16 protein-coding genes are annotated in these 19,364 nt (G+C 48.5%); 8 read left to right on the forward strand and 8 right to left on the reverse strand.

Annotated features, from left to right (window positions below):
* Positions 1 to 27 precede the first annotated feature (27 nt).
* Together ACLHR0_RS25425 and ACLHR0_RS25430 are read left to right on the forward strand one after the other, a co-directional pair.
* Positions 28 to 1,392, forward strand: a complete 1,365-nt coding sequence (locus ACLHR0_RS25425; RefSeq protein ID WP_429050597.1) for a Gfo/Idh/MocA family protein — start codon at positions 28 to 30, stop codon at positions 1,390 to 1,392.
* Positions 1,393 to 1,538: 146 nt separating this feature from the next.
* A complete protein-coding gene (locus ACLHR0_RS25430; protein ID WP_436490432.1) occupies positions 1,539 to 2,975 on the forward strand; it encodes an arylsulfatase in 1,437 nt (478 codons plus the stop codon).
* A gap of 222 nt (positions 2,976 to 3,197) precedes the next feature.
* Here the strand turns inward: ACLHR0_RS25430 and ACLHR0_RS25435 are convergent, their stop codons facing one another.
* A complete protein-coding gene (locus ACLHR0_RS25435; protein WP_429050595.1) occupies positions 3,198 to 4,187 on the reverse strand; it encodes an aldo/keto reductase in 990 nt (329 codons plus the stop codon).
* A gap of 149 nt (positions 4,188 to 4,336) precedes the next feature.
* Here ACLHR0_RS25435 and ACLHR0_RS25440 point away from each other — a divergent pair, with 149 nt between their 5' ends.
* From ACLHR0_RS25440 to ACLHR0_RS25460, 5 genes are all read left to right on the forward strand, one after another.
* The gene (locus ACLHR0_RS25440; protein WP_429050594.1) at positions 4,337 to 5,242 is read left to right on the forward strand and encodes a helix-turn-helix domain-containing protein; all 906 of its coding nucleotides are present in this window, start codon (positions 4,337 to 4,339) and stop codon (positions 5,240 to 5,242) included.
* A gap of 57 nt (positions 5,243 to 5,299) precedes the next feature.
* Positions 5,300 to 5,728 carry an SRPBCC family protein gene (locus ACLHR0_RS25445; protein WP_429050593.1) on the forward strand — a complete coding sequence of 143 codons (429 nt, stop codon included), beginning with the start codon at positions 5,300 to 5,302 and terminating at the stop codon, positions 5,726 to 5,728.
* Between the two features lie 292 nt (positions 5,729 to 6,020).
* Entirely contained in the window at positions 6,021 to 7,067 is a 1,047-nt protein-coding gene (locus ACLHR0_RS25450; protein WP_436490435.1) for a type II asparaginase, read from the forward strand.
* Positions 7,068 to 7,084: 17 nt separating this feature from the next.
* Positions 7,085 to 8,728, forward strand: a complete 1,644-nt coding sequence (aspD, locus tag ACLHR0_RS25455; RefSeq protein ID WP_436490437.1) for an aspartate 4-decarboxylase — start codon at positions 7,085 to 7,087, stop codon at positions 8,726 to 8,728.
* 104 nt (positions 8,729 to 8,832) lie between these two features.
* Complete coding sequence (locus ACLHR0_RS25460; RefSeq protein ID WP_436490439.1) at positions 8,833 to 9,399, forward strand: YceI family protein; 567 nt, start codon at positions 8,833 to 8,835, stop codon at positions 9,397 to 9,399.
* A gap of 50 nt (positions 9,400 to 9,449) precedes the next feature.
* On the opposite strand, the gene ACLHR0_RS25465 is transcribed toward ACLHR0_RS25460, so the two are convergent.
* Both ACLHR0_RS25465 and ACLHR0_RS25470 read right to left on the reverse strand, forming a co-directional pair.
* On the reverse strand, positions 9,450 to 9,881 hold the full coding sequence (locus tag ACLHR0_RS25465; RefSeq protein ID WP_429050589.1) for a GNAT family N-acetyltransferase: 432 nt from the start codon (positions 9,879 to 9,881) through the stop codon (positions 9,450 to 9,452).
* A gap of 20 nt (positions 9,882 to 9,901) precedes the next feature.
* Positions 9,902 to 10,339 carry a carboxymuconolactone decarboxylase family protein gene (locus ACLHR0_RS25470; RefSeq protein ID WP_370908161.1) on the reverse strand — a complete coding sequence of 146 codons (438 nt, stop codon included), beginning with the start codon at positions 10,337 to 10,339 and terminating at the stop codon, positions 9,902 to 9,904.
* Between the two features lie 90 nt (positions 10,340 to 10,429).
* Between ACLHR0_RS25470 and ACLHR0_RS25475 the strand changes: the two genes are divergently transcribed.
* Positions 10,430 to 11,917, forward strand: a complete 1,488-nt coding sequence (locus tag ACLHR0_RS25475) for a PLP-dependent aminotransferase family protein (protein ID WP_436490441.1) — start codon at positions 10,430 to 10,432, stop codon at positions 11,915 to 11,917.
* Between the two features lie 189 nt (positions 11,918 to 12,106).
* On the opposite strand, the gene ACLHR0_RS25480 is transcribed toward ACLHR0_RS25475, so the two are convergent.
* From ACLHR0_RS25480 to ACLHR0_RS25500, 5 genes are all read right to left on the reverse strand, one after another.
* Positions 12,107 to 14,725, reverse strand: coding sequence for a putative LPS assembly protein LptD (locus ACLHR0_RS25480; RefSeq protein ID WP_436490443.1), 2,619 nt, complete (start codon positions 14,723 to 14,725; stop codon positions 12,107 to 12,109).
* Between the two features lie 440 nt (positions 14,726 to 15,165).
* Positions 15,166 to 15,567 (reverse strand): hypothetical protein, encoded by a 402-nt coding sequence (locus tag ACLHR0_RS25485; RefSeq protein ID WP_429050586.1) that lies wholly within the window; start codon positions 15,565 to 15,567, stop codon positions 15,166 to 15,168.
* Between the two features lie 23 nt (positions 15,568 to 15,590).
* Entirely contained in the window at positions 15,591 to 16,988 is a 1,398-nt protein-coding gene (locus tag ACLHR0_RS25490; protein ID WP_436490445.1) for a DUF4302 domain-containing protein, read from the reverse strand.
* A 26-nt stretch (positions 16,989 to 17,014) separates the two neighbouring features.
* Positions 17,015 to 17,902 (reverse strand): substrate import-associated zinc metallohydrolase lipoprotein, encoded by an 888-nt coding sequence (locus tag ACLHR0_RS25495; RefSeq protein WP_429050585.1) that lies wholly within the window; start codon positions 17,900 to 17,902, stop codon positions 17,015 to 17,017.
* A 33-nt stretch (positions 17,903 to 17,935) separates the two neighbouring features.
* A complete protein-coding gene (locus ACLHR0_RS25500) occupies positions 17,936 to 19,363 on the reverse strand; it encodes a RagB/SusD family nutrient uptake outer membrane protein (RefSeq protein WP_429050584.1) in 1,428 nt (475 codons plus the stop codon).
* Position 19,364 lies beyond the last annotated feature (1 nt).

A 19,364-nucleotide genomic window follows, 5' to 3' on the forward strand; every position in this document is an offset into this window, starting at 1 on the left:
ACAACACACTATAAAAAACGCCTTTATATGTCTGAATCAAAAAAAACAAGACGGGAATTCCTGCAACAGTCGTTACTGGCAGGAGCCGGCCTCACGATCAGTGCTATGGGAATGCCCGCCAGCAGCTACGCCCGCATCATGGGCGCCAACGACCGTGTAAATGTGGGACTGGTAGGATTCTCCGATCGCGCACGCCAGGCCCTGTTGCCATCTTTCTTTAATAACAACAAGGAACTGAACTTCGACCTGGTGGCTGTATCTGATATATGGAACCGCCGCAGGGACGAAGGAAAGGCTTTCCTGCAGCAGAAAACCGGGCATAATGTACAGGCCTGTATGAATAACGATGAGCTGTACAATATCAAAGGACTGGATGCGGTATTCATCGCCTCCGCCGATTTTCAGCATGCTTATCATACCATTGAAGCAGTAAAAAACAAGTGCGACGTATACAGTGAAAAACCTTTCGCGGAAACAATGGAAGATGCCCGCAGTGCTCTCAAAGCCGTGAAAGACTCGGGCCGCATTATGCAGGTGGGTACACAGCGCCGCAGTGGTCCAAGCTATCATGCAGCCGCCAACTTTATCCAGCAGGGAAAATTTGGTCCCATTACGATGGTGGAAATGACCTGGAACGTTAACCAGCCAGGCCGCTGGCGCCGCCCGGACCTGGTAAATTCCATTAAAGAATCAGATACCGACTGGAAACGCTTCCTGGCAGGTCGCCCGCAGGATAGCTGGGACCCGCGCAAATATCTCGAATACCGCCTCTTCTGGCCCTACTCTTCCGGTATCTTCGGACAGTGGATGACACACCAGATAGACACCGTGCATTGGTTCAGCGGATTGAAACATCCACGCAGCGCGGTCGCCAACGGCGGCATTTATATGTGGAAAGACGGCCGTAAAAATCCGGATACCCTCACCGCAGTTTTCGACTACGGTCCGGAGAATGATCCTACCAACGGTTTCCAGGTAATGTACAGCAGCCGTTTCCACAACTCCGCCGGCGGTACCAAAGAAATTTATTACTCCAATGGTGGCACTATTGATATGTCTACCAACAAAATAAGCGCTACCGGTGGTCTCACAGAAAGAGAAGCCCAGGAAATGGGGATGCACGCCAACCTGCTGACGCCTCAAACGCTCAGCAATGACGAAGCTGCCACCACCAGCGCCAACACCGGCGGCGACCCGCTCACCAACGCGCATGTACGCAACTGGATGACATCGGTACGTGAACGTAAGCAACCCAATGCGCCGATCGAAGCAGCCTACTCACATTCTATTGCACTCATCATGGGTAATGCGGCCTACCGCACCGGCATGAAAGCCACCTTTGATGAAGCCACCCAGGAAGTAATGGTGGGAGGTAAAGTATTTAAAATGTAAAACACGAGGCGGAGGGAAGACATTCCCTCCGCTTTAATAATCAGTTTGTCCCCCATTAGTCCGCGCGTTACCCCATTGTTGAAAAAAGACGGGAATACTTTGTATTTTGGATCAGCGAAGTAATTGCAAGGTATAGCAACATGAACATGAAAATTTTTAACACATTGCTGCCCATTGCAGCAGGATTTACCCTGTTAACCGCACCCGTAGCGGCACAGCAAAAGAAAACACCCCCTCCCAATATTGTTTTTATTCTGGCCGACGACCTGGGTTATGGCGACCTGAGTGCATATGGTCAACGAAAATTCAATACGCCCCATATCGATCAGCTGGCAAAGCAGGGCATGCGGTTTACACAATTCTATGCAGGTACATCGGTATGCGCACCCTCCCGTGCGTCGCTGGTTACCGGCCTGCATACAGGTCATACTTTTATCCGCGGCAATAAAGAAATACAGCCCGAAGGACAACAGCCTATAGCCGACACCGTTATCACGCTAATGGAAGTACTGAAAAAAGCCGGGTATACTTCCGGCATCTTTGGTAAGTGGGGACTGGGCCCGGTAGGCTCGGAAGGTGATCCGATGAAGCAAGGGTCAGACCGGTTTTATGGCTATAACTGCCAGCGCGAATCGCACCGCTTTTTCCCGACACACCTGTGGGACAACGATACCAAAGTGGTACTGGAACAAAACGGCCGGCTGGAGCACATGAACACTTATGCGCCGGATCTCATCCAGCAGCAGGCACTCCGCTTCCTGGATGATAATAAAAACAAACCTTTTTTTTTATACCTCACCTACACCCTGCCACATGCAGAGCTGCAGGTGCCGGATGATAGCCTCTTCCGGCATTTTAAAGGCAAGTTTGAAGAGAAGCCCTATAAAGGCAACGACTACGGTCCTAACGCCACCGTGCCCGGTTACGCTTCACAGCAATATCCGCATGCTACCTTTGCCACCATGGTTACCAGGTTGGATAATTATGTAGGAGAGGTGATGGCGCGCTTAAAAGAACTGGGCCTGGATAAAAATACCCTGGTAATTTTTACGAGCGACAACGGTCCGCATAAAGAAGGCGGCGCCGATCCGGCATTCTTCAACAGCAGCGGAGGTTTCCGCGGTGTTAAACGCGACCTGTACGAAGGCGGTATCCGTGAACCATTTATTGCACGCTGGCCCGGCAACATCAAAGCCGGCAGCACCAACAGCTTCCAGGGCGCTTTCTGGGACATCATGCCCACACTGGCGCAACTCACCAACGCACCCGCAGTACTCTATACAGATGGCGTGTCACTACTACCCACCCTCACCGGTAAAAAAGGACAGCAACCACATAACTATCTCTACTGGGAATTCCATGAAGACGGCGGCCGCCAGGCCGTGCGGCAGGGAAATTGGAAAGCCGTGCGCCTCCACGCCGCACAACACCCCGATGGAGCCGTGGAATTATACGACCTTTCCACCGACCCCGGAGAAACAAAGAACATAGCCGCCGCCCATCCCGATATTACGCGCAAACTGGCCGCCTACATGCGCGAAGCGCATGTGGAGACGGCGTTGTATCCTTTCCAGGAGAAGTAAGCGAATTTTGTCTTGGCTCAGGATTACGCTGATTTTGCTGATTACCTGGATTTTTACTTTTGGATTTTTTAAAGATTTTTAGATTTTTTTTAATAATAATTAAGGGAGATAGCAGCGATATATCCGCTGCTATCTCCCTTAATCCTTTAAAAAATCCAAAAGTAAAAATCCAGGTAATCAGCAAAATCAGCGTAATCCTGAGCCAAGACAAAATCCGCGCTACTAGCTCCGATCCACCAGTTTGTTCATTGCTTCACTATACCTTTCCCCGGTGTTGGGATACTTCCGCAGTAAGTCTTCCAGGTTTTGCAGATCAGCAGGTGTTAAACTCACGTCTACTGCGCCGGCGTTATCGAGGAGGTATTTTCTTCTTTTGGTGCCCGGAATCGGGATGATATTTTCGCCCTGTGCTAATACCCATGCCAGTGCCAGTTGAGCAGGGGTACAGTTTTTACCGGCAGCCAGTTCCGCAAATCCGGCGGCCAGCAGGCGGTTGTTTTCCGCATGTTCGCCCTGGTAGCGGGGGAGAGATTTCCGGAAGTCGTTGTCAGCAAGATTGGATATATCGAGGTCGTTGGTAACGAGGCCCCGCGCAAGCGGACTGAATGGCACAAAGCTGATGCCCATCTCTTTGCAGGCCGGCAGGATCTCTTTCTCCACATCCCTTGTTAACAAAGAGTATTCACTCTGTAATGCGCTGATGGGGTGAACGGCATGCGCTTTACGCAGGCTGGTAACAGAAGCTTCAGAGAGGCCGAGGTAGCGTACCTTTCCTTCCTTCACCAGGTCTGCCATGGCGCCTACCATTTCTTCCACCGGCACATTCGGATCGATGCGGTGGGCATAATATAAATCAATCACATCCGTTTGTAATCTTTTTAAGCTGGCTTCCACGGCTTTCTTCATGTACGCGGGTGAACCATCGAACTGCACGGCGCCGGGCGAAGCAGGCGAAGAAGTGAATCCAAATTTGGTGGCCAGGAATATTTTGCTGCGGTTAGGCTTCAATACTTTCGCAATCAGCTCTTCATTTTTACCGGCAGCATACACATCCGCGGTGTCCCAGAAATTGATCCCGATTTCCAGGGCTTTTTCCAGCGTGGCAATGGATTCCACGTCGTCCGGTGTGCCATAGGCATGGCTCATTCCCATGCAGCCCAGTCCAATGGCTGACAATTGTACGTCTGTTGTTCCGAGTGTTCTGTACTTCATATAATGTAATTTCGGGTTGCTGTAATACAATGAGGCAAAGATAGGCGGCGTAATACTTGTATAGTTGTAATTATGACAGTATTAATTGTGCAAATCAAAGATACCCCCTGCACGAAAGGTACCGAATATTCGTATTTTTAAGACCCATTATGAACCACGATAAACAACATCAGTTAGTTACCGCATTCAGCGTTACCGATATCACCGACTGGTTTTGCGATGATATCCGGTTAACGCATACCGTTTCCCGTTACACAAAGCCCGATAAAATCCGTGCCAGCAACGATACCGATGTGGTACGCCTCCATTTTGGTATGAAAGGCGATTATGCTTTTTCGTATAAACAACTGGACCGTTCTTTTGACCTCATCGGCGGGCATCATAATATTATGTATTCAAATGGCTTTGAGATCGAAATAATGCCCAAAGCCACTGAGATAGAAACATTCGGGATCCAGTTCTCCAAAAAACAATTCCTGGAATTTACCGAAAACGGGAATGAACACCTGCAACGGTTTTGTGAAGCCGTGCTGAGTGGAAAAAGCGTATTGCTGTCTGAAAACTGGGGCCCTATTGACGCGGGTATTCAACAGGTAATCAGCCAGATACTGAACTGCCGTTTTACGGGTCAGCTGAAAAAATTATTCCTCCTGTCAAAGAGTATTGAATTGCTGGTGCTATCGGCCGAAGCATATAATTACACCGCGAAGAAAGACATCTTTATAAAAAATAAAACAGATAAAGAAAAGATCATTGCTGTCAGAGACCTGATCAACGACCGGCTTAGTAACCCGCCTGGCCTCAGTGAAATAGCGCAACTCGTAGGACTGAACGAATATAAACTCAAACGCGGTTTTAAAGAAACATTTAATTCCACGGTGTTCGATTATCTCACCGGGCAACGCCTGGAGCTGGCTAACCAGTACCTGCAGGGAACACAGAAAACATCCGCTGAAATAGCCTATGAGCTGGGCTATTCCACGCCCCAGCATTTTAATAATGCTTTTAAAAAGAAGTTCGGGGTCACTCCCAATTCCGTTAGAATTAATCCGTAAAATGCAATCGGGCGGAACAGCCGTTGCTTAATATTGTACTATCAAAAACAATGTATTATGGACAAGCAGTTAAAACTTTCGGAAAGTACCAGTATCAACGCGCCCGTTTCAAAAGTATGGGCCGCCATCACTGATAAGACCCTGATCAAACAATATTTTTTTGGAACAGATGTTACCAGCGACTGGAAAGTGGGCAGTCCTGTGATCTGGTCCGGTGAATGGGAAGGACAACACTACGAAGAAAAAGGCGAAGTACTGGCGATGGAGCCGGACAAAAAACTATCTTTCACCTATCTGAGTTCCGGCAAAGAAGATAAACCGGAAAACTATTCCGTCATCGTTTATACCCTGAACAGCAACGGTAACGGCGCTACCGGCTTTACCATCACCCAGGAAAATTTTGAAAACCAGGAAGCCTGCGATCATTCGCGCGACAACTGGCGGCAGGTGCTGGCCGGCCTGAAGAAGGTCGCAGAGAGCGTGTGATGCGGATTTTGTCTTGGCTCAGGATTACGCTGATTATACTGATTACCTGGATTTTATTCTTTTGGATTTTATAAAGGATTAAGGGAGATAGAAGCGGATATATTCGCTCTTATCTCCCTTAATTATTATTTTAAGAAAATCTAAAAATCTAAAAAAATCCAAAAGTAAAAATCCAGGTAATCAGTATAATCAGCGTAATCCTGAGCCAAGACAAAATCCGCATGAACAATCCGCGGACTTCCGTTGTTCTAATATCCTGACAACTCCGCCAAACAATCTAAAGGTATTACGTATGAAAATCTTAAGTACTTTAATCATTGTATTATTTGTTTGCATATCCTCCATTGCCCAGAAACCACGTGTGATCATCCTGGCTACCGGCGGCACTATTGCCGGGGAAGGCGCTTCTGCCGACAGGGCGGCTTACACGGCAGGTAAGGTGCCTATTGCATCTTTACTGAAAGCGGTGCCGGGTATTGAGAAAATTGCTGACATTACCGGCGAACAGGTAGCGAATGTAGGCAGCCAGGATATGACCATTGATATCTGGATGAAGCTGAATAAACGGATCAATGAAATATATGCGAACAACGAAGCCGATGGTATTGTGATCACGCACGGTACCGATACGCAGGAAGAAACGGCGTATTTCCTGAACCTCACCGAACGTTCGGATAAGCCGGTGGTGCTCACCGGCTCCATGCGGCCTTCTACCGCTATCAGCGCGGATGGCCCCAAAAATTTATTTGATGCCGTTACCGTGGCTGCCAGTCCCAAATCTGCGGGTCGGGGTGTACTGCTGGTATTTAATGAAAGCATTTTCGACGGCCGTGATGTATCAAAAGGAAATACAACCAAAGTAGATGCCTTCTATGCGCCCAACCTGGGACCATTGGGCCAGGTGTACGATGGCAGGGTGGCCTATTACCAGAACGCCATGCGGAAAGCAAATAAAGCAACCCCTTTTGATATTGCCGGCGTTACCTCACTGCCCAAAGTAGGCATCGCCTATATGTATGCAGATGCAGACCCGGTAGCCATTAATAATTTTGTAAAAGACGGCTACAAGGGAATTATTATTGCAGGTGTGGGCAACGGTAATTTCAACAAAGCCTTTTACAACGCTATCGACGAAGCCATAAAGAAAGGCGTGGTGGTAGTGCGTTCCAGTCATGTTGGCTCCGGACGCGTTACGCAATACGATGAAGTAGACGACAAAGCGCTGGGTACCATTGTGAGTGATGACCTCAACCCGCAGAAAGCCAGGATCCTCCTGATGCTCGGACTTACCAAAACAACCAATAAGGATATGTTGCAGAGTTACTTTTTCACCTATTGACCCGAAAACATCATTTTATGGGACTGTCGTATATCAAAACTACCGTGGCAGAACAACGTGCGCTGCAGAAATTAAGCCCTTTTGAACTGAAGGATACGCTGATTTCACTGGCACAGAACACCGCACAGAAGAGTATTGAAGTAATGCTGAATGCAGGACGTGGTAATCCAAACTGGACCGCCGCCACACCACGGGAAGCCTTCTTCCTGCTGGGGCAATTCGGTATTGCAGAATGCCGTCGTAATATGCCCGAAGAGCATGGATTTACCGGTGTGCCGGAGAAAAGCGGTATTGCCGATCGTTTCAAGAGTTTTCTGGCCCTGCATAAAAATGCGCCTGGCGCAGCGCTGCTGCAACAGGCCTATTTATACGGACAAAACGTACACCAGTTTAACGACGATGCCTTTGTATTTGAACTGGCGGAAAGCGTGATCGGCAATGAATACCCGGTGCCCGGCCGCATGCTGGCGCACATGGAACCAATTGTGCATGATTATATTGTTCAGGAGATGTGCGGGGGGGAAAAGCAGAAAGGCAAATTCGACCTGTTTGCCGTAGAAGGCGGCACCGCGGCGATGTGTTATATTTTCGATTCACTGATGCAGAATAAACTGCTGAAACAGGGATCAAAGATTGCATTGATGGTGCCTGTTTTTACGCCTTACCTGGAAATACCGGAACTGGACCGGTACCAGTTTGAAGTGGTGTATATCAACGCAAAGGGCGAAACCAAAGAAGGCCGGCATACCTGGCAGTACCCGGATGAAGAACTGGAAAAATTAAAGGATCCCGGCATCAAAGTATTGTTTTGCGTAAACCCCAGCAATCCGCCATCAAGGGCGCTGGCGCCTGATGCGCTGGATAAGCTGTCAAAGATTGTAAAGAAAGATAACCCCCATTTGATGATTGTAACGGATGATGTATATGGCACGTTTGTGAACGGGTTCCAGTCGTTGCTGGCAAAAATTCCCTACAACACCATTTGCGTATACTCCTTCTCCAAATATTTTGGTTGTACCGGCTGGCGTTTAGGCGTGATCGCTATTCATGAAGATAATATCTTTGATGAACAGATTGCCGCTTTACCGGCTACTGCAAAAAAAGATCTGGCAAAGCGGTATAGTACCACTACCTTGCACCCGGAAAAAATGAAGTTCATTGACCGCATGGTGGCCGACAGCCGCCAGGTGGCGCTGAACCATACGGCGGGATTGTCGTTGCCGCAGCAAACGCAAATGACTTTATTCAGCCTGTTTGCGTTGCTCGACAAAGAAAACAATTATAAACAGGTAGCGCAAACGCTGGTGCATAAACGGCTGAAGCTATTGTGGGATAAGCTGGAACAACAGCAGCTGGAAGATCCGCTTAATACCGGTTATTATTCTGAAATAGATATTGCATCCTGGGCATCGAAAATTTATGGAGATGATTTCCTGAAATGGTTGCAGAAAAAAATGCAGCCCACCGACATTCTTTTCCGGCTGGCAGAAAAAACAGCGATCGTATTACTGAATGGTGGCGGTTTTGCGGGCCCCGAATGGTCGGTAAGGGTATCACTGGCCAATTTACCTACCGATGCTTATACATTGATAGGAGAGAGCCTCACTGAAATTATGCACGAATATGTGAGCGCATATAAAGAAGAAACCGGTAAAAAGTAGCTTTTTTTCATAATGATAGATGTACGGCAGGTGGCATTGCAAGGGCTGCCTGCTGTTTTTTTTATGATTTGGTAATAAGCGGGGAATTGGTCAACTTAGCAGGTATGAAAGCACCCAAAAACGCATGGCGTATATGGCTGTTATGCCTCCTGGCATTTTGCAGTGTATCTGTACACGCGCAACATTATGTTCCCACAGACGCTGGTTCCAAAGTACAGTTTACCATTATCAATCACCTGGTTTTTACGTCTACGGTGAATGGCTATTTCAAAGGATTAAAAGGGAGTATCCGTTTTGATCCGCGTGATCTGAAGTCGTCGTCAATAAACGCTACCGTGGATGTAAATACCATCAGCACCGGTATTGGTAAGCGCGACAGGGACCTGCTGGAGGAGAAATATTTTAATGCGGCAAAATACCCGGTGATGAAGATCGTTTCTTCCGCCATTGCAGCCACAGACAAACCCTCTACGTACCAGCTCACTGCGGCGCTTACCATCAAGGGAATTACTCGGACCATCACCTTTCCGTTTACAGCAGTAGTATCTGCGGAAGCGGCGCAGCTGACCGGTAAGTTTACTATTAACCGGAAGGACTTCCAGGTGGGGCCGGATAATGCCATCGATGATAAGCTCACAGTAACGCTGAATGTACAGGCAAAAAAACAGTAACGGTGATACGCCGTGTGCCCGTACCCGGGTATCATCGTTACCGGCAGCCGTTACAATGGTTGCGAAAAATGGTGGGCGGAGATACGGAATCCCTGCCGGTGATACAGCCGGTGCGCAGGATACAGCCCGTGTCCGGAGTCCAGCTGTACAGAACGCAATCCTTCACTTTTCGCCAGCGCTTTTATATGATCCAGCAACAGGGCAGCATAACCCCGGCCCTGGTATTCAGGAAGGCAGGCCAGATCATCTATATAAATTGTTTTCCCGGTAAATAGCTTGTTCATATGACGGAAGCCTGCAAAGGCCGCCACTTTGGAAGGATCTTCTTCTGCCGTGATATACACAATTTCATACTTTTCAGATTGCATTTCTTTCAGCTGGGGTAACAGCTGTTCCCGTTCCAGGAAGGGACGGAGAAAAAGAATGACTTCACTGCAGGCCTGCAGGTCGGCTTCACTGCGGGCAGTTTTTACAGACACCATATCGCTTGGTTTAAATGGGCTTATTGAGGAATGCGCCGGGTGGTAATCCCGATACGGTCCCACGCGTTAATAATATTCACCGCCATGATCAGCTGGGCAGTACCATTCAGGCCAAATGCGGCAAGCGCTTTTTCATAGGTTTCATCAGTAAGACCTTTTTCGCTGATGAGCGTAATTTCTTCCGTCATAGCCAGGATAATCCTTTCTTCTTCGGTGAATTGCGGTGATTCACGCCATACGGGGAGCAGCAGCAACCGCTGCGTGGTTTCACCTAAATTAAGCGCATCCTTGCTATGTTTATTTACACAAAAGGCGCAGCCATTAATCTGAGAGGCACGTATTCTTATCAGCTCATGATGGAGCGGGGCAATGCCGGTAGTAGCGAGATATTTTTCCAGTCCGAGCATAGCGGCGTAGGCGCCTGGTTCCGTTTCGTTCATCAAAAATCTGGTTGTCATCGTCAATTGTTTTGTATTAAAAATGATCCACAAATTTACCATCAACTGGAGTATCTTAGTAGTCCACTTTGTAATTGTTAAGTAGTCCAGATGCTGCCATTTAAAACGCTCATACAAACAGATAAAACGCTGAAATTGCCGGTGTACCAGCAAATTGCCAACCGGCTCATCGGGCTTATCCAGGAAGGGATCCTGAAACCCGGGCTGTTCCTGCCGGGCAGCCGGGTATTGGCGTTGCAGCTGGAGGTGCACCGGAAAACGGTGATTGCGGCTTATGATGAGCTGGTGAGCCAGGACTGGCTGGTGGCAATGCCGCGCAAGGGTGTGATGGTGGCGGCTAATTTGCCGGTGATGAAGCCCAGGACCTACCGGGACGCTGCCTCTCCCTATGAGGATGCAGCAGCCTTTCCATTTCACGAGGTTCCTACCATCACATTGGCAGGTGTGCCGCCGGCTGCCGGTACGCTGATCATCAACGATGGTTTCCCGGATGCGCGGTTGGCGCCGCTGGCCGACTGGGTAAAGGAATGCCGCTCGGTGATTGAAAGTCCCCGGTATGCCAAGCTGCTGATGTATGGTGGCGCTACCGGGCTGGAATCGCTGCGGAAGCAGATGCTGGAGTACCTTTCTGATACACGCGGATTAAACATCAGTATGCCGCACATCATGATTACCCGTGGTGCGCAAATGGCTATCTACCTGGCTGCCGCGTTGCTCATTAAAAAAGATGACCTGGTAATTGTTGGTAGTCCGAACTATTTTTTTGCAGACCTCTGTTTCGAACAGCTCGGCGCAAAGCTGCTGCGGGTGCCGGTAGATGAAGAAGGTATTGATGTGGATATGATTGAACAACTTTGCAGCAAGCGAAAAATAAAGATGCTGTACCTGGTTACGCATCATCACCATCCTACCACGGTTACGCTGAGCGCAGCGCGGCGAATGAAGCTGCTGGCTGTGATCCGGAAATACAAACTGCCTGTGATAGAAGATGATTACGACTATGATTTCCACTACAGCTCGGCGCCCATTTTACCGCTAGCCAGTGCAGATCATGGAGGTAACGTCATTTACATCGGGTCGTTTACCAAATCGCTGGGACTATCTATCCGAATCGGGTTTATGATTGCTCCTGCGGATTTCATTGAGGCCGCCGCCAACCTGCGCCGGCTGATGGACCTGCGCGGGGATAATCTTTCTGAGCAGGCATTGGCCAACCTGCTTGCGGATGGTACCATAGAGCGGCATCTTAAAAAATCAAATAAAATTTATAAAGAAAGACGGGACCTGCTTTGTCATTTACTGAGCACCAAACTCGGCGACGCAGTAAAGTTTACGGTTCCTTCCGGCGGAATGGCTATCTGGTTGCGCTTCTCCAAAAAATACCCGCTCAAAAAAATCGCTGCAAAGGCAGCGGAACTCGGCCTGCACATGACAAGCGGCGGGCAATACCACTATGGCGCTGCATCGCAGAATGCGCTACGCTTCGGCTTCGCTTCCCTCAACAATAAAGAAATTGCTGCGGTGGTGGCGGTGCTCGAAGAGGTGTGCGAATTTTGTCTTGGCTCAGGATTACGCTGATTATACTGATTACCCGGATTTTTACTTTTGGATTTTATAAAGGATTAAGGGAGATATAAGCGGATATATTTGCTTATATCTCCCTTAATTATTATTTAATAAAATCTAAAAAATCCCAAAAAAATCAAAAAAGTAAAAATCCGGGTAATCAGTATAATCAGCGTAATCCTGAGCCAAGACAAAATTCGCTTACTGGTCGAAGAACTGCCTGGTGCGGTTAAGCCGGAGATCTTTCAGCAGGCTGGCTTTGGCGCTGATCGTAAAGCTGAACTGCCGGTAGGTACCGAAGGGAATGAGGTTGATGGAGAGATTGAAGTCGTGCAGATCCCGCGAGATATACATGTTGGTGTAGGCGATTTCCATGTTGGTAAAATCGAAGCCGCTGTTCAGGCCAATCTTCCATTTGGGCGTGAGACTGAAGTCGCCGTTAAAACTTACATATTGCGTGATACGTTTCACTACGCCCCCGGAGTCGGGGATGATGGTGTTGGTATACGATAGGCTATAAGAAAGATCTATGCGCCAGGGGATATCGAAGTCCACGTATTCACCGGGATTGTTGCGTATTTGCGCCAGCTGGCGTTGTTGCGCGGCAAAGGCGGCGTCGCCACCCTGGACGTTTTGGAGGGAATCCATTGTTTGTTCTTTGGCGGCGCCCTTTTTATCTTTCGATTGGAAGGAGGTGCTCATGGAAATGCTGGCGTTGGTTAAACGACCCAGGCTGATTTTTCCCTGCTGCCACACGTATTTATCGATGCGGCGGCCGCGGGCATCTACCTGGTAGGGGTCGAGATTGCCGCTGGCGGAGATGTTCAGTTTATCGAACAGGTTGGTACGGGCGTATAAGCTGAAAGTCGACAACTTAAAGGAGTCGGCCACCAGGTTGTAGCTGCCGTTGATGCCAAAACCATCCAGTAGTTTTATTTTCTTTTCATGGCGCCCGGTCGTATCTTTTTTCGAGAATACTTTCATCTCCAGGTTATTATCCAGTCCGAAGTTAATACCTCCAAAAGCACCAGGGGAAGGTACCCCGATGATGGCTCCGTCGAAGTCGGATACCATTTGTTTATCGCCTTCCTTGTTGTATTGCAGCTCATGGTAATATTGACTGGAAAGGTCCGGGCGGTAGCTCACACTCATGGTGGGCCGCATCACATGGCGGATGGCTTTGATCTTCGAGTTTTTGTTAAAGGTGTACATACCGTACATGGCAGTAGACAGTGACATGCTGGCGCTGATGTCGCGGGCACTGTAAAATCCGGGAATGTAGGTGGTATCAATAGCGCCACCCGCGGTATCCGATCCAAGGTTCTTTTTATTGGGATCCCATTTGCGGACGAATTTCTTGGTATACCAGTATTCTGTATAGTTAATCCCTGGTGATAACGTAAAGGTTTTTTTAAACACCGGGATAGAGAATGAGATCGGGATATTGTGCTGCATGCCGGTTTGCATGGCGTCAAACATGGCTTGTTTACCAAACAGGGAATCCTTGAAGTTAGCCTGGTTGCGCAGGATAGTATTATATGAGATCCCGATCTTTTCGTACCACTTTGGTGTGCCCACCATTTCCTTTGGCTGGAAAGGATAGATCGTGTTCACCGTGAAAGTGGCGTCCGGGAAGGAGATAGACACATCACGGGTGCTCAGGTTCTGGGAGTGGTTCAACCCCATGGTGAGGTTGTAGGGCTTCCCCTGCCAGGTTTTGGAGAACGTAATAGACGACCCGATGTTATTATTTACACGTGTGTTGTAATCATACACGTTGTACTTGTTATAGGAAGAGGTGCCAAAGTTCACGGCAGCGCCGAAATTTACACCGGGGCGTGCTTTGCTGTCCATGCTATGGTTCCAGGTGACCCGGAAATCTTTGGAGGTACTGAACTCTGATTTCACTTCCGGATCGCCGAAGCGGGTGTTGGCAAAGTCGAAGTTAAAGCCGCCGTTGTATTTATAGCGTTTCCGGTAAGTGGGACTGGCTTTGATGCCCCAGCTGCCGTACGAGTAGAGGTCTATCCGCGTGGTGAGGTCGAAGTTGTCGCCCAGGCCGAGGTAGTACCCGCCGTTTTCCAGGCCTATCCCTTTCTGTTGATTCACCACGTACTGCGGCGGCAGTATCCCGGAGCGCTGACCGTGGGTGATGGGGAAAATGGCGAAGGGTATATACAGCGGTGTGGGTATGCCTTCAATTTCCAGGTTAGCCGGGCCGGAGATCACCAGTTTATCGGGGATCACTTTTATTTTGCGGGCGCGGAATTGGAAGTGTGGGGTATCGAGATCGCAGGTGGTAAAAGTATTTTTAAAACCGAAGATGGTATTGTCCGGCATCCGTTTGGATTGCTGGCTGGTGATAAATCCTTCTCCGTATACCGACCTGGTATTATAAATTTTTGCTTTCCGGGAGGTAATATTAAACTGCATGGTATCAGATTCGAAGCTCTGGCCGTTGTCTGTCATTACGGGGCGGCCAATGGCTTTGCCGGCGGTGTCGGTCATTTTGGTGGCTTCCACCATCCCGTTTTCCTGGTCGAAGCTGATACGCTCCGCGGTGATGTTGGTTTCTTTATATTTGGTATCGCCGCTACCGTACAGGAGTATACGTTTTTTGGGTATCTGCATTACGATAGAGTCTTTCGCCTTGTAATGGATAGGAGCATCCATGCTATCGGGTGAGGCGATGGGCAAAGTATCGGCAGGGAGGCTGTCCAATGCATCCGGTGAAACAATGAGGGCCGTATGAGGTACGCCTGCGGCAATAAGAATAAGGGCAATCAGTAAAACCGAAAGTAGCTGGCAAAGTATTTTCATGTATGCAATTGGATGGCATCCGTGGAGCGAAAATAGTACCGGAATGGTTACGTTTGCTTCGTGTAACTGGTTACAAAAAGGATAGTGACGGGGAACATTTAAGCAAAAGGGAATGCAGATCAGCCGGGATGGCTGTGAGAGATATTTTGGAAGCTGTTGGTGGAAAGTGGAAGGGGTTGATACTTTAACATTTTATTTTGTAAAGGATCGCGCGGATTTTGTCTTGGCTCAGGATTACGCTGATTTTACTGATTACCTGGATTTTTACTTTTTTGATTTTTTTTGGATTGTTTGATTTTCTTAAAATGATAATTAAGGGAGATAAAAGCGAATATCCGCTTCTATCTCCCTTAATCCTTTATAAATCAAAAAAGTAAAAATCCAGGTAATCAGTAAAATCAGCGTAATCCTGAGCCAAGACAAAATCCGCTGCGATCACCCTAATAAAATAATCCTCGTAATAAATTTTTCTTGTCGTCCAGTGGTGGCTTTGATGCCAGGAACGCAGACATTTGCTGGCTGCTCAGCACTGTGGCAAGTTTTGTTTTAAAGTCGTTGAACAGGGCGGGCTGCTGCTGCCTGTAAACGCTGAGGTCTTGTTTGTTTGCCAGCGCCAATGTTCTTTTGGCGTCGAGGTAGTTCAGGATTATTTTATTTACCTGTGGTTTTTGTGTATCGGTTACTGAAATGTTTTTCAGGTAGATCATGCTATAATCGGTATTGGCCCTTGTTTGATTATAGCCTTGTTTTACCTGGTTCACCGGCGACAGGTTACTCTGTTGGGCCTGCGCTAATTTGCCGCCCAGTAGAGTTATAACAGCTATGAAGAATATCTTTTTCATCTGATAAAATTTAAATAATAAAATTACTGGTGGTTCCATGTTATCCATCCCAGGGCATCGCCGGCAGTTACCATATCCATGGTAGTTCCATCTGCTTTACGAACAATGTAAAAACCTGCGGAGTTAGCGAAATAAGGGGGTGCTGTTTTCCCGGTATTAAAAACATTGTTGGTAGCGATAATGCTTGGCGGATTCACGATCGGATCGCCGCCGTCGAGCATTTCGAAAGTGAGGCGGCCGCCGCTCTGTAAATAGGGGTATGCCACTCCGCCTGCAAACAGGTAAGGATAACCGTTGGTGGCTCCTACGAAGAAGGGCGACAACACATCATAGAAATCGCCACCACCTGCGTCTACCAGGCCGGGGTAGTATACATACCGGTAATAGGTACGGCCGGGAAAGGTTAGTCCCCGGATATTGTAAGCATCATCCACTCCGCTGATATGGAAGCCCGGAACGGTGAGCCAGGGGTTATCGAGGCCTTCGTTGTAGAAAGCCAGTGCAACGCCTGGTTCCGGCGATATGGGCGCCAGTGCCGGCGAAATGGTAGCCGGCGTACCGTTGACGCTCGCGCTGATAGTACGCGTACCAGGGTTCCAGACGAGGTTGTCGAGGGATTTGACCGTGAGTCCGCCGATGGTAACGGGTTCCTGCAGTATGATGCTGTGCGGTGCAAACTGGCAGCCCACATTGGTAATGTTTTGACTGCCGGCTGTTTTAATATCAAATGATCTGCCGCCAACACCGGGAGTTATTTCGAAGACAACGCCACCGGTATTCACCCGCTTGAAATATTCGAGGATTTTATTGAAGGTGCTGTAAGAACCGAATCCATTGGTATTAAACAAGGTTTGCTCGGCTTGTGTGGCTTTTACCATCACCGCTTCCGCCTGATTCAGGTTACCTTTCAAACGGATGGTGTCGCCCAGTTCCGCTGCGGCAACGTTATCTGCAAAAGCAAATTCAAAATCGGTTCCCCATCCGAACCCTGATCCAAAGGGACTGTTAGATATAGCGGCATCCGGATCGCAGGGCAGATGAACATAGCTGTAGGTATCAAAGATCAGCGTAGGACGCTGGTTAGCTTTGATGCGGTAGCCGGTATTGTTAAAAACAGTGGCAGCTCCCATGTTAAAATCCGACAACATCGATACCTGGCTGTTTTTGTCGAATTTCATATAGTAGGAGAACACCGCTTTAGGCCCGTTGCGGGTAACGCCGCCATTGGTGGAGGTACCGTTGGTGAATTGGGTAACCACCCATCCATAGGGAGCGTCTGTAAGTTTTTGCTGATAGGTGGCCAGGGCCTGTGCTATCCTTACATCTGTTGGTATCCCGTCAATATTAAGGTCAGATTTCCTGTCGCACGCAGAGAGCATCACTGCCAGGCCGAGGAAATAATATATCCATATCTTTTTCATAAATAATAATTCAGGGTGATCAACAATTATTGATAATAGGCGGCCAGTGCTCTGCGGCATTTGCGTTGCAGGGCGTAAAAGTCGATGGACCACGACCGGGCGAAATAATCCACTACCGCTGCTTCTTTTGCTTTGATGGCCTCATACCCGGGTGTTCCCGGACCATCTGTCTGATCGGCCAGTATTTTCTCATAGTCATCATACCCATCGTTGCCATTGTCGGCGCCTATCAGCAGGGAAGCGACCATTTCCACGAAATCTTCGTTGGGGTCCGACTCTGCATAAGCGGTAATAAATCCGTCCATCCGCGCTTCCTGATCGGCGATATTATACCAGTTGCCGGTGTATCGTGGTGTGATCTGTTTAAATGAAGGAGGAACCACGATATTCTGATTCAGGATATGACCAAACTCATGGTGCATGGTATGTCCCATCCGTTTCAGCGTATTGGAATCTTTTGCCTGCGCCGTGAAGTTATTAAACTCGAACAGCACCATGGAAGTGCCGCCTTCCGCCTGGCCGAGAATGATGGAACCGTTGCTCAGGTATTGTGCGGACCCTGCCACTTTAAACGTTTTCGGCAGGTATCTTCTCAGGAAAACGTTGCTGCCGGTTTGTTCGTTGTAAGGTCTGAAAGTAACGGCCAGCAAAGCTTTTAATGCCGGGATCATTTTCTCTGCCTTTGGCGGCACAATTTCGTAAGGAAAGTCCAGCTGGCCGGGCAGCCATTTATAGTAAACGGCGATGTTATAAGGTACCGTGAGGCTATCATGTATAAAAATATCTTCCGGTGTGTTGGCGGTAGAGTCGCCGCCAAGTCCAACCGGGGGAGTGGTGAGGCTCACCTTCTCTTTCTTACAGGCGCTTCCCATTAGTAGTAGCAGGAAGATGCCGGTGATTATCTGTAGTTTCATTGGTTTCATTTTAAAAGGTTTACAACAGATGAATTATCTCGGGTTCAATGCCATACCGTCGTTAACTGCTTCCGGCGGTAGTTGTAACAATCTTCGTTTATCGCCGGGCGCCAGTGTCGTGTTAAAATTAGGCGAGCCGGTATGTACTACCGGGATATCAAGCCGGAGGATATCGAACCAGCGTAGACCTTCCTGCATGTAAGTAACCCTTTTCATATAGAGTGTAGTTTCAATCATGGATGCGTCCTGCGGCAGGCCATAGAACGACATCATTTTTGCGATGGTGACGTTGTGCCGGGATGGACTGTAGCCAGAAATATTTTTGCTCACCCAGGTATTCATATCCGTAACAGCGGCGGTGTAATTCTTTAAGCGGATATTCGCTTCAATCCTGTTCAGCAGTACTTCATCCATGCTGAGGAGCGACATCACAGTAACATCCGACTTAAATTTCGGGAAGTTAAAATACTGCGGGCCGGAGCCATATATAGACATCGCCAGGTTGCCGCCGGTCACATTGTCCGACAGGAAATATTCCTGGTTAATTTCGGTGCCTATGCCATAGCGGTAGCTGTAGTAGTTATCAGGATATTTTGTGCCGGGCGCTTCCTGCAGTAAAATATTAGCAGGATTGGATGCGTGGTTGTAGTATACCACCATGTCATCGTACGACATGCCATAGAATGCGTCCTGGTCACGGATCAGGTTAGCCGGGTTGACGCTGCCAAAAACAGCGGTGGCATGTGCAACCACTTTGGCATAATCCCTTTTGAATAGATAAAACCTTGCGGCGAAAGCATTTGCAGCCTGGCGCGTGAAATGGTATTTAGGCGCATTGGCATACAGCTCATCTTTCAGCAGGGGTAAACCAGTGGTGAGGTCACTTTCAATTTTCTGGTATACCGCCGCTACATTGCTCCTGTCGTATTTATTGAAAACGGAGGTGCTGATGGTGGTCATGTAGGGCACACCCGGATCGTTGGCGGCAGTGGCCGGGTTATATGCTTTGGCAAACAGGGTTACCAGCATAAAGTGTGCATAGGCTCTGCATACCAGGGCTTCTCCTTTTTGCGCGGAATAATTCGCTGAGTCCGGGCCGTTGCAGTAAGACAATGCCTGGTTAGCCACCGCAATAGCGGCATAGCAGGAATCCCAGTAGGCAATGGGCCCATCGGCAGAAATATCATCTGCATCCTGGTATTTAAAAGTTTGCGTATTGATCTGGAAAGTTTGCGGATCAATACCTACGCCGGTGTTGCCTTTGTCTTCCACATTATCGCTCAGCGCTTCACAAAACAACATGTAACTCGCATGCGGATAGGCGGTCGTGAGCAGCTGGGTTACCTGCTCCGGTGAGGTGATCACCGTCCTGTTATCGGGCAGTGTTTCGAGGTACTTCTTACAGCCGGGTAATGTTAGTACAGCGGCAAATAAGCCTATATAGATCAGTAGTTTTTTCATA

The sequence above is a fragment of the Chitinophaga sp. ARDCPP14 genome (assembly GCF_051362515.1).
In the GTDB taxonomy this organism is placed as follows: Bacteria; Bacteroidota; Bacteroidia; order Chitinophagales; family Chitinophagaceae; genus Chitinophaga.

Bases quoted from the DNA above. Each gene is read 5' to 3' on its own strand.
- ACLHR0_RS25425 (WP_429050597.1), top strand. From the start codon at position 28: ATGTCTGAATCAAAAAAAACAAGACGGGAATTCCTGCAACAGTCGTTA.
- ACLHR0_RS25430 (WP_436490432.1), top strand. From the start codon at position 1,539: ATGAAAATTTTTAACACATTGCTGCCCATTGCAGCAGGATTTACCCTG.
- ACLHR0_RS25435 (WP_429050595.1), bottom strand. From the start codon at position 4,187: ATGAAGTACAGAACACTCGGAACAACAGACGTACAATTGTCAGCCATT.
- ACLHR0_RS25440 (WP_429050594.1), top strand. From the start codon at position 4,337: ATGAACCACGATAAACAACATCAGTTAGTTACCGCATTCAGCGTTACC.
- ACLHR0_RS25445 (WP_429050593.1), top strand. From the start codon at position 5,300: ATGGACAAGCAGTTAAAACTTTCGGAAAGTACCAGTATCAACGCGCCC.
- ACLHR0_RS25450 (WP_436490435.1), top strand. From the start codon at position 6,021: ATGAAAATCTTAAGTACTTTAATCATTGTATTATTTGTTTGCATATCC.
- aspD (WP_436490437.1), top strand. From the start codon at position 7,085: ATGGGACTGTCGTATATCAAAACTACCGTGGCAGAACAACGTGCGCTG.
- ACLHR0_RS25460 (WP_436490439.1), top strand. From the start codon at position 8,833: ATGAAAGCACCCAAAAACGCATGGCGTATATGGCTGTTATGCCTCCTG.
- ACLHR0_RS25465 (WP_429050589.1), bottom strand. From the start codon at position 9,881: ATGGTGTCTGTAAAAACTGCCCGCAGTGAAGCCGACCTGCAGGCCTGC.
- ACLHR0_RS25470 (WP_370908161.1), bottom strand. From the start codon at position 10,339: ATGACAACCAGATTTTTGATGAACGAAACGGAACCAGGCGCCTACGCC.
- ACLHR0_RS25475 (WP_436490441.1), top strand. From the start codon at position 10,430: ATGCTGCCATTTAAAACGCTCATACAAACAGATAAAACGCTGAAATTG.
- ACLHR0_RS25480 (WP_436490443.1), bottom strand. From the start codon at position 14,725: ATGAAAATACTTTGCCAGCTACTTTCGGTTTTACTGATTGCCCTTATT.
- ACLHR0_RS25485 (WP_429050586.1), bottom strand. From the start codon at position 15,567: ATGAAAAAGATATTCTTCATAGCTGTTATAACTCTACTGGGCGGCAAA.
- ACLHR0_RS25490 (WP_436490445.1), bottom strand. From the start codon at position 16,988: ATGAAAAAGATATGGATATATTATTTCCTCGGCCTGGCAGTGATGCTC.
- ACLHR0_RS25495 (WP_429050585.1), bottom strand. From the start codon at position 17,902: ATGAAACTACAGATAATCACCGGCATCTTCCTGCTACTACTAATGGGA.
- ACLHR0_RS25500 (WP_429050584.1), bottom strand. From the start codon at position 19,363: ATGAAAAAACTACTGATCTATATAGGCTTATTTGCCGCTGTACTAACA.